The sequence below is a fragment of the Streptomyces sp. NPDC050145 genome, from assembly GCF_044460245.1.
Taxonomy (GTDB): domain Bacteria; phylum Actinomycetota; class Actinomycetes; order Streptomycetales; family Streptomycetaceae; genus Streptomyces.
This window is the reverse complement of sequence record NZ_JBITJS010000014.1, coordinates 1-14,054: the sequence shown is the minus strand read 5'-3', so window position 1 is coordinate 14,054 and position 14,054 is coordinate 1. Positions and strand designations below refer to the sequence as shown.

The following is a 14,054-nucleotide window of genomic DNA, read 5'->3' as shown; positions in this document are numbered from 1 at the left end:
CCCCGGTGAGTGGGCCGTTGTGTACGGCGTATCTCCAACGCGTACAACGTACACATTGATGTGTACGGCGTCTACTGTGGATACGATGTACACGCGGGCGGGGTCGTCGCGTCCGTGCCGCCGGAACAGTCCGAGGAGCCCGAAGGAGTACGTCTGTGGCCGCGAAGAAGAACGTGGGGCCCGAGCCCTCGCTGTGGGAGCGGATGGAGCGTCCGGCCGCGCCGCGCGCCTCGCTCACCCCGCAGCGGATCGTGGACGTCGCCGTGGAACTGGCCGACGCCGAGGGGTTCGCGGCCGTCACGATGCGCCGGATCGCCACGGAGCTGGGTGTCGCGCCGATGGCCGCCTACCGGCACGTCTCGGGCAAGGACGACCTGCTGGCGTTGATGGTGGACCGGGTCTCGGGCGAGCTGGAGGTCCCCGAGGGCGTGACCGGATGGCGCGAGGTGCTGCGGGCGTACGCCGTGCGGACCCGGGTCATGACGCTGGCGCACCCGTGGATGACACAGCTGCCGGCGCCGCTGTTCATGCTGACGCCGACCCGGATGGCCGTCGCCGAACGGCAGTTGGCGGCGCTCGGCGAGCTCGGCCTCGACCCGGACACGATGATGGCCGCCTTCCGGGCCGTCGCCTCGTACGTGCACGGTGCGACCCAGTCGCAGGTCGCGCTCGACCGGTATCGCGCGGAGCAGGGCTGGGACGGCGGGGACGAGACCCGCAGGGGGCTCGCGCCGCAGATGAACTACCTGCTGGACAGCGGCCGTTACCCGGTCTACCGCTCCTACGCGTACAGCGCGACCCGCAAGGACGACCCCACCTGGGAGTTCGAGTTCGGCCTCGACTGCGTGCTCGACGGCATCGCGCGGCGGCTCGGACTCTGACGGCAGCGCGTACGGGCACGGGCGAGGCCCCGGCCCCTCCTGGACGGAGGAGGGGCCGGGGCCTCGGTGCGGGGGCCGGCGGTCAGTAGGACGAGCCGGACGCGCCCAGGGAGCCCGTCGGGTGCCAGACGGTCTTCGTCTCCAGGAAGTACGTCAGGCGGTCCGTGCCGGGGTCGGCCGCGAAGTCCTCCACAGGCTGTGGACGGCGTACGCGCTTCAGGTTGTCCGCCGCCGCGATCTCCAGCTCCTTGGCCAGGTCGGCGTCGGTGCCGGTCAGGTCGATGCCGTTGACGTCCTGGTGAGCGGCGAGGGACGGGGCGATCTCCGCCGCCCGGCCGGACAGGATGTTGACGACGCCGCCGGGGACGTCGGAGGTGGCCAGGACCTCGCCCAGCGACAGCGCCGGGAGCGGGGACTTCTCGCTCGCGATCACCACCGCCGTGTTGCCCGTCGCGATGACCGGGGCCAGCGCCGAGATCAGGCCGAGGAGCGAGGACTCCTGCGGCGCGACGATCGTGACGACGCCGGTCGGCTCCGGGGTGGAGAGGTTGAGGAAGGGGCCCGCGACCGGGTTCGCGCCGCCGACGATCTGGGCGACCTTGTCGGTCCAGCCCGCGTACCAGACCCAGCGGTCGATGGCCGCGTCGACCTGGGCGGCCGCCTTCGACTTCGACAGGCCCTCCGCGTCGGCGACCTCGCGCACGAACTGCTCGCGGCGGCCCTCCAGCATCTCGGCGACGCGGTAGAGGACCTGCCCGCGGTTGTACGCGGTCGCGCCGGACCAGCCGCCGAACGCCTTGCGGGCGGCGACGACCGCGTCACGGCCGTCCTTGCGGGAGGAGAGCGGCGCGTTCGCCAGCCACTTGCCCTTGGAGTCCGTCACCTCGTACACCCGGCCGCTCTCGGAACGCGGGAACTTCCCGCCCACGTACAGCTTGTAGGTCTTGAAGACGCTCAGACGTGCCGCATCAGACATCGAGGTAGGCCTCCAGACCGTGACGGCCGCCCTCGCGGCCGAAGCCCGACTCCTTGTAGCCGCCGAACGGCGAGGTCGGGTCGAACTTGTTGAACGTGTTGGCCCAGACGACCCCGGCGCGCAGCTTGTTCGCCACGGCGAGGATGCGGGAGCCCTTCTCGGTCCAGATGCCGGCCGAGAGCCCGTACTGCGTGTTGTTGGCCTTCGCGACGGCCTCTTCGGGCGTGCGGAAGGTCAGCACCGAGAGCACCGGGCCGAAGATCTCGTCGCGGGCGACGGTGTGCGCCTGCGTGACGTTCGTGAACAGCGTCGGCGCGAACCAGTAGCCGGAGGACGGCAGTTCGCAGGGGGCGGACCAGCGCTCGGCACCCTCGGCCTCGCCCGTCTCGGCGAGCGCCGTGATCCGGGCCAGCTGCTCGGCCGAGTTGATCGCGCCGATGTCCGTGTTCTTGTCGAGCGGGTCGCCGAGGCGCAGCGTCGACAGCCGGTTCTTGAGGCGGTCGAGCAGCTCGTCCTGGATCGACTCCTGGACCAGGAGACGCGAGCCCGCGCAGCAGACCTGCCCCTGGTTGAAGAAGATGCCGGTGACGATGCCCTCGACGGCCTGGTCGATCGGGGCGTCGTCGAAGACGATGTTCGCGCCCTTGCCGCCGAGTTCGAGCGTGAGCTTCTTGTCGGTGCCGGCGACCGTACGGGCGATCTGCTTGCCGACCGCCGTGGAGCCGGTGAAGGCCACCTTGTTCACGTCCGGGTGCGCGACCAGGGCCGCGCCCGCGTCGCCGTACCCGGGCAGGATGTTGACGACGCCCTTGGGCAGGCCCGCCTGGCGGCAGATGTCCGCAAAGAAGAGGGCGGAGAGCGGGGTCGTCTCGGCGGGCTTGAGGACCACCGTGTTGCCCGTGGCGAGCGCCGGGGCGATCTTCCAGGCCAGCATCAGCAGCGGGAAGTTCCACGGGATGACCTGGCCGGCGACGCCCAGCGGCTTCGCGCCCGGGCCGAACCCGGCGTGGTCGAGCTTGTCGGCCCAGCCCGCGTAGTAGAAGAAGTGCGCGGCGACGAGGGGGAGGTCCGCGTCGCGGGTCTCCTTGATCGGCTTGCCGTTGTCGAGCGTCTCCAGGACGGCCAGCTCACGGCTGCGCTCCTGGATGATGCGGGCGATGCGGAAGAGGTACTTGCCGCGCTCGGCGCCGGGCAGCGCCGACCACTTCTCGAACGCCTTGCGGGCCGCCTTCACGGCGCGCTCCACGTCCGCCTCACCGGCCTGCGCGACCTCGGAGAGGACCTCCTCGGTGGCGGGGGAGACGGTCTTGAAGACCTTGCCGTCGGCGGCCTCGGCGAACTCGCCGTCGATGAACAGCCCGTAGGACGGGGCGATGTCCACGACCGAACGGGACTCGGGCGCGGGCGCGTAATCAAACACAGATGCCATGGTGATCAGTCCACCGTCACGTAGTCGGGACCGGAGTAGCGGCCGGTGGCCAGCTTCTGACGCTGCATGAGCAGGTCGTTGAGCAGGCTGGAGGCGCCGAACCGGAACCAGTGGTTATCGAGCCAGTCCGCGCCCGCCGTCTCGTTCACGAGCACGAGGAACTTGAGGGCGTCCTTCGAGGTGCGGATGCCGCCGGCGGGCTTCACGCCGATCTGTACGCCGGTCGCGGCGCGGAAGTCGCGGACCGCCTCCAGCATCAGCAGCGTGTTCGCGGGCGTGGCATTGACCCCGACCTTGCCGGTCGAGGTCTTGATAAAGTCGGCACCGGCCAGCATGCCGATCCAGCTCGCGCGCCGGATGTTGTCGTACGTGGACAGCTCGCCGGTCTCGAAGATGACCTTGAGCCGGGCGCTGCCCGAGGCCTCCTTCACGGCGCGGATCTCCTCGTAGACCTTCATGTAGTGGCCCGAGAGGAAGGCGCCGCGGTCGATGACCATGTCGATCTCGTCGGCGCCCGCGGCGACGGCCTCGCGGACGTCCCCGAGCTTCACCTCCAGGGCGGCGCGGCCGGCCGGGAACGCGGTCGCGACCGAGGCGACGTTCACGTCCGTGCCGGCGACGGCGGCCTTCGCGGTCTCCACCATGTCGGGGTAGACGCAGACGGCCGCGGTGCGGGGGGTCGTGCGGTCGGTCGGGTCCGGGTTGACGGCCTTCGCGCCGAGGGCCCGGACCTTGCCCGGGGTGTCGGCGCCTTCCAGGGTCGTCAGGTCGATCATCGAGATGGCCAGGTCGATGGCGTACGCCTTGGCCGTCGTCTTGATGGAACGCGTGCCGAGCGCGGCGGCCCGGGCCTCCAGGCCCACCGCGTCCACGCCGGGCAGGCCCTGCAGGAAGCGGCGCAGGGTGCTCTCGGACGCGGTGGCGTCGGCCAGTGCGTGTTCTTTGGCGGGTGCAGTGGGCATGGTCACGAGGGGAGCATATCTACGCGCGTAGCGGCGGGACAAGTGGTGGGCCGGGGGGCGCCTTTTCGTCTGCGGGGTTCTGTTTCGTGGGCGACTGCGGGCCGGTGGGGCTTCTCGCGCAGTTCCCCGCGCCCCTGAAATGCAGACGCTGCGCGCCGCATTTCCCCGATCAAGGTGCGGGGTGCCTTTCATCTGGGGAAGGCGCGGCGAAGCCGCATGCCTTCCAGGGGCGCGGGGAACTGCGCGACCAGCCCCCACCGGCCGGTGGTCGACATGCCTCGTCCGGAGCTACGGCGCCCACACGGATCAGGCTGGCGCAGCGTCAGGCACAATCGGGCCATGACCTCGACCCCCGCCCCCCTCAAGGACCGCGTCTACCGATCGTCCGCCGGTATCGCGGGCGGCATCGTGCTGCTCGCACTGTGCGCCTGGCTCGGAATCGACGCCGTGGTCCAGGGCGAAGGCCGCACCCCGTGGCTGGCCCTCGCGGGCCTCCTCCTCGCCGTGCCGGTCGTGGTGGCGTTCACCCTGCGCCCGGCGGTGTTCGCGAGCGAGGACCGGCTCCGCATCCGCAACCCGTTCCGCGTGATCACGCTGCCCTGGGCGGCCGTCGCGACGTTCCGGTCCGGTTACTCCAACGAGGTCCTCGACCAGGACGGCACCAAGTACCAGCTGTGGTCCATCCCCGTCTCGCTGCGCGCCCGCAAGAAGGCGCAGCGCAATCTGAGCCGGGCCGCCGCCATGGACGACCCCGGCCGGGGCTCGCTGCTGTCCGGCGGCAAGGGTGCCAAGGAGCGTCCGACGCGGGCCGCCTCCGACCAGGCCATGGACGACCTGCGCGAGCTCCAGGAGGCCCGCGCGGGCGAGCCGGAGGCGCAGGGTGTGGCCACGGCCCGCTGGGCCTGGGAGATCCTCGCCCCGGCCGCCGCCGGCGCCGTCCTCCTGGCCGTGCTCTCGGCGATCGGCTGAGACTCCCCGGGCCGACAGGGCCGACAGGGCCGCCAGGCCGACAGGTCAGGGCGCCCCGGCCCAGACCAGCACCATGTACCCGCTGCCGTATGCCGCCACCAGTACGGCCCCGGCCACCGAGAACACCCGCACCCGCCGCGACGCCCGCGCGAGCGCCAGCGCGAGGGGCAGCAGCAGCGGGAACGCGGGGATGAGGAAGCGGGCCCGCGGGAAGTAGACGCCGCCGCTGCCGAGCACGATCGCGAGCAGCGCGCCGGTGAACAGCAGCAGGGGCAGCGGCTGGCGGTGCGCGACGCACACCCCGTACAGCGCGACCGCCGCGAACAGCGTCAGCGTCACCATGACGAGGAACAGGTCGGGGCGGGGCTCCACGGCGAGGATCTCGTGGACCCGGCGCAATGTCTCGGCGCCGCCGTCCACCTGGTTGAACCACAGCTTCTGCACGGCGAAGTAGCCGTCCCAGCGGCCGACCCGCAGCCCCACCCAGCCGACGTACCCGAGCCAGCCCAGCGGCGCCAGGAGCGCCCCGCACACCACGCGCCACACAAGGCCCCGGCGCAGCGCCAGCAGGCCGCACAGACCGATCGCGGCGGCCAGCGCGACCCCGGTCGGCCGGGTCAGGCCGGCCAGCGAGCACAGCGCGCCCGCCCAGATCCAGCGCCCGGTGAGCAGCGCGTACAGGGACCAGGCCACGGCGGCCGTGAACAGCGACTCCGTGTAGCCCATCCACTGGACCAGGCCCACGGGCAGACAGGCCCACAGGAACACCAGCAGCACGCCGACCCGGCGCCCGTACAGCCGGTGCCCGACCGCGAAGATCCCCCACGCGGCCACGTACGAGGAGAGGACGGCCAGCGCGAGGCCGACGGTGGCGCGCGAGCCCGGGGTGAACGCGGCGACGACCTTGATCAGGACCGGGTAGAGCGGGAAGAACGCCAGGTTGTTCGCGTTGACGGCGGTCCCGAGGGCGTCGGCGTAGCCGTGGTCGGCGATGCCCACGTACCAGTTGGAGTCCCAGTCCGAGGCGAGCAACGACCAGACGCCCTCGCCCCGCCGGTGCGCCCAGACGCCGACGGCGAGCAGGACGAGCACGCGGACGGCCGTGTACACGGCGAGCGCCGGCGTGGCCCGGCGCAGGGCACGCGCCGCGCGCTCCCGCAGCCCGCCGATCACGGACCCCGGAACCGGCCGGCCACGGCGGGGCGGGGGCAGCAGGCGGGGGGCCTGGGTGGCGGTCTCGGTCACGGAGGCGGCTCCTGGATGCGCGGACGGGGGGCGGGGGCAGCCTTCCCGCCGCCCCCGCCCCCCGTCGCCCCGCGTTCCGTCAACTGACCGCCGATTTCACCCGTCCGGGTGGCCCGCGAATCCCCGCCGCCGACACCGCAGCGGCACACCCGGCGTCCGGCCGCGAGCGGCGGATGCGCCGGGCGTCGGTGGCCCGGGGCGCCTGGCCGACCGGTGTCCCCGGCGGCCAGACAGCCGCGACGCCTGCGCGCAGCTGAAGCCGCCCGATCTAGGGCGCGGTGCGGGAAGGCGGCCGTGCCGCTGCACGCGGCGGTCGCTAGGAGCGGCGGATGTCCCCGGCGTCGGTGGCCCGGGGTGCGCGTCTCCCGACCGGTGTCCCCGGCCGTCGGGCAGCCGCGAGGCCTGCGCGTAGCTGAGGACGCCGGCCGATCCCGGGCGCGGTGCGGGAAGGCGGCCGTGCCGCTGCATGCGGCGGTCGCTGGGAGCGGCGGATGTCCCCGGCGTCGGTGGCCCGGGGCGCGCGTCACCCGACCGGTGTCCCCGGCCGTCGGGCAGCCGCGAGGCCTGCGCGCAGCTGAGGACGCCGGCCGATCCCGGGCGCGGTGCGGGAAGGCGGCCGTGCCGTTTCACCCCGTTCCGGTCGGAGGCCGGGGAAGGGGGACGGAACGCAGCAGGGCGGCGCCCGGGAGGCGCCGCCCTGCTGGGTGATGCTGCGGTCGTCAGATGCCCGCGGCCGTTGCCAGGTCCCGCTTCAGAGCGGTGAGGCGGCGGGTCGCCTCCTCGCGGGCCGTGGGGAGCGCGGAGCGTTCCGGGACCGGGACCACGACCTCCAGGTAGCACTTGAGCTTGGGCTCGGTGCCGGAGGGGCGGACGATGACACGGGCGCCGGACAGGGCGTAGCGCAGGCCGTCCGTCGGCGGCAGGCCACCGGCGCCGGCCGAGAGGTCCTCGGCCGACGTCACCGCGAGGCCCGCCAGCTCCGCCGGAGGCTGCTCGCGCAGGCGGCGCATCGCGTCGGCGATGACCGACAGGTCCTCGACGCGGACGCTCAGCTGGTCCGTGGCGTGCAGCCCGTGCGCCAGGGCCAGGTCGTCGAGGGCGTCCAGGAGCGTGCGGCCCTGCTCCTTCAGCTCGCTCGCCAGCTCGGTGACGAGCAGCGCGGCCGTGATGCCGTCCTTGTCGCGCACGCCCTCGGGGTCGACGCAGTAGCCGAGCGCCTCCTCGTAGCCGTAGCGCAGGCCGTCGACGCGGGCGATCCACTTGAAGCCGGTCAGCGTCTCCTCGTACGGCAGCGAGGCCGCCTCGGCGATCCGGCCGAGGAGGGACGAGGAGACGATCGACTCGGCGAAGACTCCGGTCGCGCCGCGCGCCACCAGATGGGCCGCCAGCAGCGCGCCCACCTCGTCCCCGCGCAGCATCCGCCAGCCGTCGCCGTCCCGCACGGCGACCGCGCAGCGGTCCGCGTCCGGGTCGTTGGCGATGATCAGGTCGCAGTCCGGGGTCCGGGCGGCCGTCGCGAAGGACAGGTCCATCGCGCCCGGCTCCTCCGGGTTCGGGAACGCGACCGTGGGGAAGTCCGGGTCGGGCTCGGCCTGCTCGGCGACGAGCACCGGCTCCGGGAAGCCCGCACGGGCGAACGCGGCGAGCAGCGTGTCCTTGCCGACGCCGTGCATCGCCGTGTAGACGGTGCGGGCCGTGCGCGCCGAACCCGGGGCGAGGACCGCGTCCGTACGGGCGAGATACGCGTCCAGGACCTCGTCGCCGAGGGTCTCCCAGCCGGACTCGGGGCGCGGCACGTCGTGCAGGGACCCCACCGCGTCGATCTCGGCGGCGATCTCCGCGTCGGCGGGCGGCACGATCTGCGAGCCGTCGCCGAGGTACACCTTGTAGCCGTTGTCCCGCGGCGGGTTGTGCGAGGCGGTCACCTCGACGCCCGCGACCGCGCCCAGGTGCCGTATGGCGAAGGCGAGGACGGGCGTGGGCAGCGGCCGGGGCAGCACCGCGGCACGCAGCCCGGCGCCCACCATCACGGCAGCCGTGTCCCGGGCGAAGTCCGCCGACTTGTGGCGCGCGTCGTAGCCGATCACGACCACGCCGTCGGTCTGCCCCTTGGCCTTCAGGTACGCGGCGAGGCCCGCGGCCGCGCGGATGACCACCGCGCGGTTCATCCGCATCGGGCCCGCGCCCAACTCACCGCGCAGCCCCGCCGTGCCGAACTGCAGCGTGCCGGCGAACCGCTCGCCGAGCGCCGCCGCGTCCCGGGCCTCGATCAGCTTCGCGAGCTCGTCGCGCGTCTCGGGGTCCGGGTCCTGTGCCAGCCAGGTCTTCGCCCGGTCGAGCAGTTCGCTGCTGAGATCGGTCACGGTTCGCATTCCTTAAGGCAACAAGACGTACGGGGCTACGGGGAAGGCACGTACAGGACGTACGGGACGGGGCGGGGACCGTCGGTGCGGTCAGATCTTGGCGAGGACCTGGGTGAGGAGCTCGCCCATGCGCGCGGCCGAGTCACGGCCGGCCTGGAGGACCTCTTCGTGGTTGAGCGGCTCGCCGGACAGGCCCGCCGCCAGGTTCGTCACCAGGGAGATGCCGAGCACCTCCGCGCCCGCCTCACGGGCCGCGATGGCCTCGAGGACGGTCGACATGCCGACGAGGTCGGCGCCGAGGATGCCGGCCATGCGGACCTCGGCCGGGGTCTCGTAGTGCGGGCCGGGGAACTGGGCGTAGACGCCCTCCTCCAGCGACGGGTCGATCTCCTGGCACAGGGTGCGCAGGCGCGGCGAGTACAGGTCGGTGAGGTCGACGAAGTTCGCGCCGACGATCGGCGACGTCGCCGTCAGGTTGATGTGGTCGGAGATGAGGACCGGCTGGCCCGGGCGCATGCCCTCGCGCAGACCGCCGCAGCCGTTGGTCAGCACGATGGTCTTGGCGCCGGCGGCGGCGGCCGTGCGCACCCCGTGCGCGACGGAGGCGACGCCCCGGCCCTCGTAGTAGTGGGTGCGGCCCAGGAAGACCAGGGCGCGCTTCTGGCCCACCTGGTACGAGCGGACCTTGCCGCCGTGGCCCGCCACCGCGGCACCGGTGAACCCGGGCAGCTCGGTGAAGGGGAACTCGGCGGCGGGAGCGCCGAGGGCCTCGGCGGCCGGCGCCCAGCCGGAGCCCATCACGAGGGCGACGTCGTGGGTCTCGGCGCCCGTGAGCTCGCGCAGGCGCGCGGCGGCGGCGTCGGCGGCGGCGTAGGGATCGCCCTGGAGGTTGTCCGGAGTAACAGATGCGTTCACGCGATCGAGGGTAGCCGGTCCTGGCCTACGCGCGTAGATGGCGATGCCCCCGGGTTTGCAATCGTTCTCTTGTCGTTTCCGACGAAGAAGCGCCCGGGACTCGGCGAAAGGGGCGCGCGGGAGCGGGCTCGGGCGGGCTCAGCAGGGCCGCTTGCGCAGCTCCATCACGTAGTCGTGCGGTGCGCCCGCGGAGTCCGCCGCGTCGGCGATCTCACCCAGATAGCGGGCGGACGGGAGGCCGCCCTCGTACCCGTTCAGCACGTACACCCAGGCCGGCTCGGCGCCGTCCAGCGTGTCGACCCGCACCCGCATCCGCCGGTAGATGTCGAGGCCGACACCCTCCCAGCGGTCCATCGAGTCCTCGTCCATCGGCGCGATGTCGTACAGCGCGACGAAGACCTGCGAGCGCGGCGCCTCCACGATCGTGGCCAGCGCACCCTCCCAGCCCATGTGCTCGCCGCCGAACGTCAGCCGCCAGCCGTTGATCCAGCCCGTCGCGCGCAGCGGCGAGTGCGGGGCGCGGCGCGTCATGAGCCGCGGGTCGAGATTGCCGGCGTACGCGGCGTAGAGCGACATGTGGTCGAGGGTACGTCAGTCGGCGGACGCGTCCCCTGCGGAACCGTGCAACGCGATCACCCCTCCCGAAGAGGACGTTCGGCCGCGCGCTACCCGGACGGGGGCCCCGATTCGGTGCTCCTTGAAGCGTGCGGGACAATGGCGTATGTGACTCGGATCGTGATCATTGGCGGCGGACCTGGCGGATACGAGGCGGCACTGGTGGCCGCTTCGCTCGGCGCGGAGGTGACCGTCGTGGACTCCGACGGTCTGGGCGGGGCATCGGTGCTGACCGACTGCGTGCCGTCGAAGACCCTGATCGCGACGGCCGAGGTGATGACCACCTTCGACTCCTCCTACGAGGAGCTCGGCATCATCGTCGAGGACGACACCCCGGACCCGGACTCCCCGGCCCGCGTCGTCGGCGTCGACCTCGGCAAGGTCAACCGCCGGGTGAAGCGCCTCGCGCTCGCCCAGTCCCACGACATCACCGCCGCCGTCACCCGCGCGGGCGCCCGCGTCATGCGCGGCAAGGGCCGCCTGGACGGCAAGCAGGACCTCGACGGCTCCCGCAAGGTCGTCGTCACCGTCGCCGACGGCACCGAGGAGACCCTCGTCGCCGACGCCGTGCTGATCGCGACCGGCGGCCACCCGCGCGAGGTCCCGGACGCCCAGCCCGACGGCGAGCGGATCTTCAACTGGACGCAGGTCTACGACATGGAGGAGCTCCCTGAGGAGCTCATCGTGGTCGGTTCCGGTGTCACGGGTGCCGAGTTCGCCGGCGCCTACCAGGCCCTCGGCTCCAAGGTCACCCTCGTCTCCTCCCGCGACCGCGTGCTGCCCGGCGAGGACCCGGACGCCGCCGCCGTCCTGGAGGACGTCTTCCGCCGCCGCGGGATGAACGTGATGGCCCGCTCCCGCGCCGCCTCCGCCAAGCGCGTCGGCGACCGCGTCGAGGTCACCCTCGCCGACGGCCGCGTCATCTCCGGCACCCACTGCCTCATGGCCGTCGGCGCCATCCCGAACAGCGCGGGGCTCGGCCTGGAGGAGGCCGGCGTCCGGCTCAAGGACTCCGGGCAGATCTGGACCGACAAGGTCTCCCGCACGACCGCCCCGGGCGTCTACGCGGCCGGTGACGTGACCGGCGTCTTCGCCCTCGCGTCCGTCGCCGCCATGCAGGGCCGCATCGCCATGTACCACTTCCTCGGCGAGCCGGTGGCCCCGCTGAACCTGAAGACGGTCTCCTCGAACGTCTTCACCGACCCCGAGATCGCGACCGTCGGCTACACGCAGGCGAACGTCGACGCGGGCAAGATCGACGCCCGCGTGGTGAAGCTGCCGCTGCTGCGCAACCCGCGCGCCAAGATGCAGGGCATCCGCGACGGCTTCGTCAAGATCTTCTGCCGTCCGGGCACGGGCATCGTCGTCGGCGGTGTGGTCGTCGCCCCGCGCGCCTCGGAACTGATCCACCCCATCTCGATCGCGGTCGACAACAATCTGACGGTGGAACAGATGGCGAACACGTTCACCGTGTACCCCTCGCTGTCGGGTTCGATCGCCGAAGTGGCACGGCAGCTGCACACACGGAAGCTCGCCGAGGAGAGCTGACCTGCGCGCTGACGCTGTGTGACGAAGGGCGGGGCCGCGGCCCCGCCCTTCGTCGTTGCCGTGCGTATACCACTCCCAGGTGTTCTGTGCGAACAGAACCTGTAATTCGGCGCAAACTGCTGAAAGCAGACGGTCGTTGGGGTTACTGTCAGTTTCGTGTTCGCTGCAGAACGTCGTCAATTGATCCTCGAAATGGTGCGGGCCAACGGGGCGGTATCGCTCCGGGAGCTCGCCCGCGTCGTCCAGACCTCCGAAGTGACCGTACGGCGGGACGTGCGCGCACTGGAGGCAGAAGGACTCCTCGACCGCCGGCACGGCGGTGCGGTACTGCCGGGCGGATTCACGCGGGAATCCGGCTTTCCGCAGAAGTCACATCTCGCGACCGCAGAGAAAACGGCCATCGCCGATCTCGCCGCGGGTCTCGTCGAAGAGGGCGAGGCCATCGTGGTGGGCGCGGGGACGACCACGCAGGAGCTGGCCCGCCGGCTCGCGCGCGTCCCCGGCCTGACCGTCGTCACCAACTCCCTGTTGGTGGCCCAGGCGTTGGCGCACGCCAATCGCGTGGAGGTCGTCATGACCGGTGGCACGCTGCGGGGTTCCAACTACGCGCTGGTGGGCAGCGGGGCCGAGCAGTCCCTCCAGGGGCTCAGGGTGTCCCGGGCCTTCCTCAGCGGGAGCGGGCTGACCGCCGAGCGCGGCCTGTCCACGTCCAACATGCTGTCGGCGTCCGTCGACCGGGCGCTCGTGCAGGCCGCGGCCGAGGTCGTCGTCCTCGCCGATCACTCCAAGCTCGGCACCGACACGATGTTCCAGACGGTGCCCACGGATGTGATCACCCGGCTCGTCACCGACGAGCCGCCCGCGCACGACGAGCGGGCCGCGACCGAGTTGCAGGCGCTGGCGGATCAGGGCGTGCAGATCGCTGTCGCGGGGGGCGGGGACGGGGCCGGGGCCTCCGGCGGTGAGTCGGGTGGGAGTCCGGCGCGGGGTGCGCGCCGCGAGGTCCCTCCGCTTCCCGGGCCCCGGCGAGGCCAGCCTCGCCACGGCGGTCACCCGCTCCGTAGCGCGGCTCCACTCGATCCGGGACCGGAACGGGCGGCTCGGGTCGCCGACCTCCGCCGTCGCTGACTCGGCCTCCGGCCTCCGGCCTCGGCCACAACGCCGCCGCCGTAGGGGCGGAGGATCGTCGCCGGGTGCGCCACCGTCGTGGTTGCTCGCGCCCCGCGACGGAGTCGCTGATCGGATACAGCCCCGCGCCCCTGGAAGGCACACTTCGTGCGCCCCAGGGGCGGCTTGCTCGCGCCCCGCGACGGAGTCGCCTCTACGGGGCCGTGATGCCGCGCAGGGTGAGTCTCAGGAGGCGGTCGGCCAGGTGCGGGTCGGAGGGGGTTTCCTCGGCGGCCAGCGCGATCGCGTTGGTCAGTTGCAGGAGGTCCGTGATGGAGACGTCGCGGCGGACCGTGCCGGCGGCCTGGGCCCGGGAGAGCAGGGCCTGACCTGCCTCCCGCATCGGGTTGCTGCACCGGGACAGCGCCGAACTGGCGTCCTGGGACGCCGACATGAGGGCCCGGGACAGACCCCGGTACTCACCGGCGTGCGTGATGATGTCCCGCAGCCACGCCACGAGCGCCGCACACGGCTCGTCCGAGTCGAGCAGCGCCCGCGAGCGGGCCAGCAGATCGTTCACCGCCTCCTCGAAGACGGCACTGATCAGCGCGTACCGGTTCGGGAAGTGCCGGTACAGCGTGCCGATGCCGACCCCGGCCGCGCGGGCCACGTCCTCCAGGGACGCCCCCGTACCGTGCTCGGCGAACGCCTTGCGGGCCTGCGTGAGCAGCCGCTCGTAGTTGCGCCGGGCGTCCGCCCGCATGGGGCGGACACGCTCGTGCTCGGTGCCGGTGCTCATCGGGCCTCCCAGGGCGTGCGGGGCATTTTCCAGGATGCCTGATCACTGCCGGAGGGATCGGGTCCGGATACGGGTGGTGGGCGCCTGCGGGCCGTGTGGCCCTGCAGACGCCCACCGTGGAGCCGTGCTGACTACCGCGGGATGACTACCGGTGTCAGTCCTTGATCTCGCAGATCGCGGCGCCGGAGGTGAGGGAGGCGCCGATCTCCGCGCTCAGGCCCTTGATGGTGCCGGCCTTGTGCGCG

The 14,054-nt window shown here is 72.6% G+C and carries 12 protein-coding genes; 4 read left to right on the top strand and 8 right to left on the bottom strand.

Features of this window, described 5'->3' with window-relative positions; translation table 11 throughout:
- Positions 1–155: 155 nt before the first annotated feature.
- Positions 156–881, top strand: coding sequence for a TetR/AcrR family transcriptional regulator (locus ACIBTU_RS26700; protein WP_399128991.1), 726 nt, complete (start codon positions 156–158; stop codon positions 879–881).
- A gap of 82 nt (positions 882–963) precedes the next feature.
- On the opposite strand, the gene ACIBTU_RS26695 is transcribed toward ACIBTU_RS26700, so the two are convergent.
- Genes ACIBTU_RS26695 through deoC form a run of 3 tightly spaced genes read right to left on the bottom strand, consistent with a single transcriptional unit; the run spans position 964 to position 4,248 of the window.
- Positions 964–1,857: an aldehyde dehydrogenase family protein gene (locus tag ACIBTU_RS26695; RefSeq protein ID WP_399128990.1), complete on the bottom strand. Its 894-nt coding sequence runs from the start codon at positions 1,855–1,857 to the stop codon at positions 964–966.
- Complete coding sequence (locus ACIBTU_RS26690; protein ID WP_399128989.1) at positions 1,850–3,286, bottom strand: aldehyde dehydrogenase family protein; 1,437 nt, start codon at positions 3,284–3,286, stop codon at positions 1,850–1,852. The genes ACIBTU_RS26695 and ACIBTU_RS26690 overlap by 8 nt, the downstream gene beginning before the upstream one ends.
- Before the next feature lie 5 nt (positions 3,287–3,291).
- Entirely contained in the window at positions 3,292–4,248 is a 957-nt protein-coding gene (gene deoC / locus ACIBTU_RS26685; protein ID WP_399129189.1) for a deoxyribose-phosphate aldolase, read from the bottom strand.
- 339 nt (positions 4,249–4,587) lie between these two features.
- Between deoC and ACIBTU_RS26680 the strand changes: the two genes are divergently transcribed.
- On the top strand, positions 4,588–5,217 hold the full coding sequence (locus tag ACIBTU_RS26680; protein WP_399128988.1) for a PH domain-containing protein: 630 nt from the start codon (positions 4,588–4,590) through the stop codon (positions 5,215–5,217).
- Between the two features lie 45 nt (positions 5,218–5,262).
- Here the strand turns inward: ACIBTU_RS26680 and ACIBTU_RS26675 are convergent, their stop codons facing one another.
- The 4 genes from ACIBTU_RS26675 to ACIBTU_RS26660 form a co-directional block, all read right to left on the bottom strand.
- Positions 5,263–6,462, bottom strand: a complete 1,200-nt coding sequence (locus ACIBTU_RS26675) for a hypothetical protein (protein WP_399128987.1) — start codon at positions 6,460–6,462, stop codon at positions 5,263–5,265.
- A gap of 719 nt (positions 6,463–7,181) precedes the next feature.
- Entirely contained in the window at positions 7,182–8,834 is a 1,653-nt protein-coding gene (locus tag ACIBTU_RS26670; RefSeq protein WP_399128986.1) for a phospho-sugar mutase, read from the bottom strand.
- Positions 8,835–8,915: 81 nt separating this feature from the next.
- Positions 8,916–9,740, bottom strand: coding sequence for a purine-nucleoside phosphorylase (locus ACIBTU_RS26665; RefSeq protein ID WP_188337201.1), 825 nt, complete (start codon positions 9,738–9,740; stop codon positions 8,916–8,918).
- 138 nt (positions 9,741–9,878) lie between these two features.
- On the bottom strand, positions 9,879–10,316 hold the full coding sequence (locus ACIBTU_RS26660; protein ID WP_188337200.1) for a gamma-glutamylcyclotransferase: 438 nt from the start codon (positions 10,314–10,316) through the stop codon (positions 9,879–9,881).
- 138 nt (positions 10,317–10,454) lie between these two features.
- Between ACIBTU_RS26660 and ACIBTU_RS26655 the strand changes: the two genes are divergently transcribed.
- Positions 10,455–11,903 carry an NAD(P)H-quinone dehydrogenase gene (locus tag ACIBTU_RS26655; RefSeq protein ID WP_399128985.1) on the top strand — a complete coding sequence of 483 codons (1,449 nt, stop codon included), beginning with the start codon at positions 10,455–10,457 and terminating at the stop codon, positions 11,901–11,903.
- Positions 11,904–12,095: 192 nt separating this feature from the next.
- The gene (locus ACIBTU_RS26650; protein ID WP_399129188.1) at positions 12,096–13,031 is read left to right on the top strand and encodes a DeoR/GlpR family DNA-binding transcription regulator; all 936 of its coding nucleotides are present in this window, start codon (positions 12,096–12,098) and stop codon (positions 13,029–13,031) included.
- A gap of 193 nt (positions 13,032–13,224) precedes the next feature.
- On the opposite strand, the gene ACIBTU_RS26645 is transcribed toward ACIBTU_RS26650, so the two are convergent.
- Entirely contained in the window at positions 13,225–13,809 is a 585-nt protein-coding gene (locus tag ACIBTU_RS26645) for a TetR/AcrR family transcriptional regulator (protein ID WP_399128984.1), read from the bottom strand.
- Between the last annotated feature and the right edge of the window lie 245 nt (positions 13,810–14,054).

Excerpts from the sequence above, each read along its gene's own strand:
- ACIBTU_RS26690 (WP_399128989.1), bottom strand. The coding sequence starts at position 3,286 with ATGGCATCTGTGTTTGATTACGCGCCCGCGCCCGAGTCCCGTTCGGTC.
- ACIBTU_RS26670 (WP_399128986.1), bottom strand. The coding sequence starts at position 8,834 with ATGCGAACCGTGACCGATCTCAGCAGCGAACTGCTCGACCGGGCGAAG.
- deoC (WP_399129189.1), bottom strand. The coding sequence starts at position 4,248 with ATGCCCACTGCACCCGCCAAAGAACACGCACTGGCCGACGCCACCGCG.
- ACIBTU_RS26650 (WP_399129188.1), top strand. The coding sequence starts at position 12,096 with ATGGTGCGGGCCAACGGGGCGGTATCGCTCCGGGAGCTCGCCCGCGTC.
- ACIBTU_RS26695 (WP_399128990.1), bottom strand. The coding sequence starts at position 1,857 with ATGTCTGATGCGGCACGTCTGAGCGTCTTCAAGACCTACAAGCTGTAC.
- ACIBTU_RS26660 (WP_188337200.1), bottom strand. The coding sequence starts at position 10,316 with ATGTCGCTCTACGCCGCGTACGCCGGCAATCTCGACCCGCGGCTCATG.
- ACIBTU_RS26655 (WP_399128985.1), top strand. The coding sequence starts at position 10,455 with ATGGCGTATGTGACTCGGATCGTGATCATTGGCGGCGGACCTGGCGGA.
- ACIBTU_RS26680 (WP_399128988.1), top strand. The coding sequence starts at position 4,588 with ATGACCTCGACCCCCGCCCCCCTCAAGGACCGCGTCTACCGATCGTCC.
- ACIBTU_RS26645 (WP_399128984.1), bottom strand. The coding sequence starts at position 13,809 with ATGAGCACCGGCACCGAGCACGAGCGTGTCCGCCCCATGCGGGCGGAC.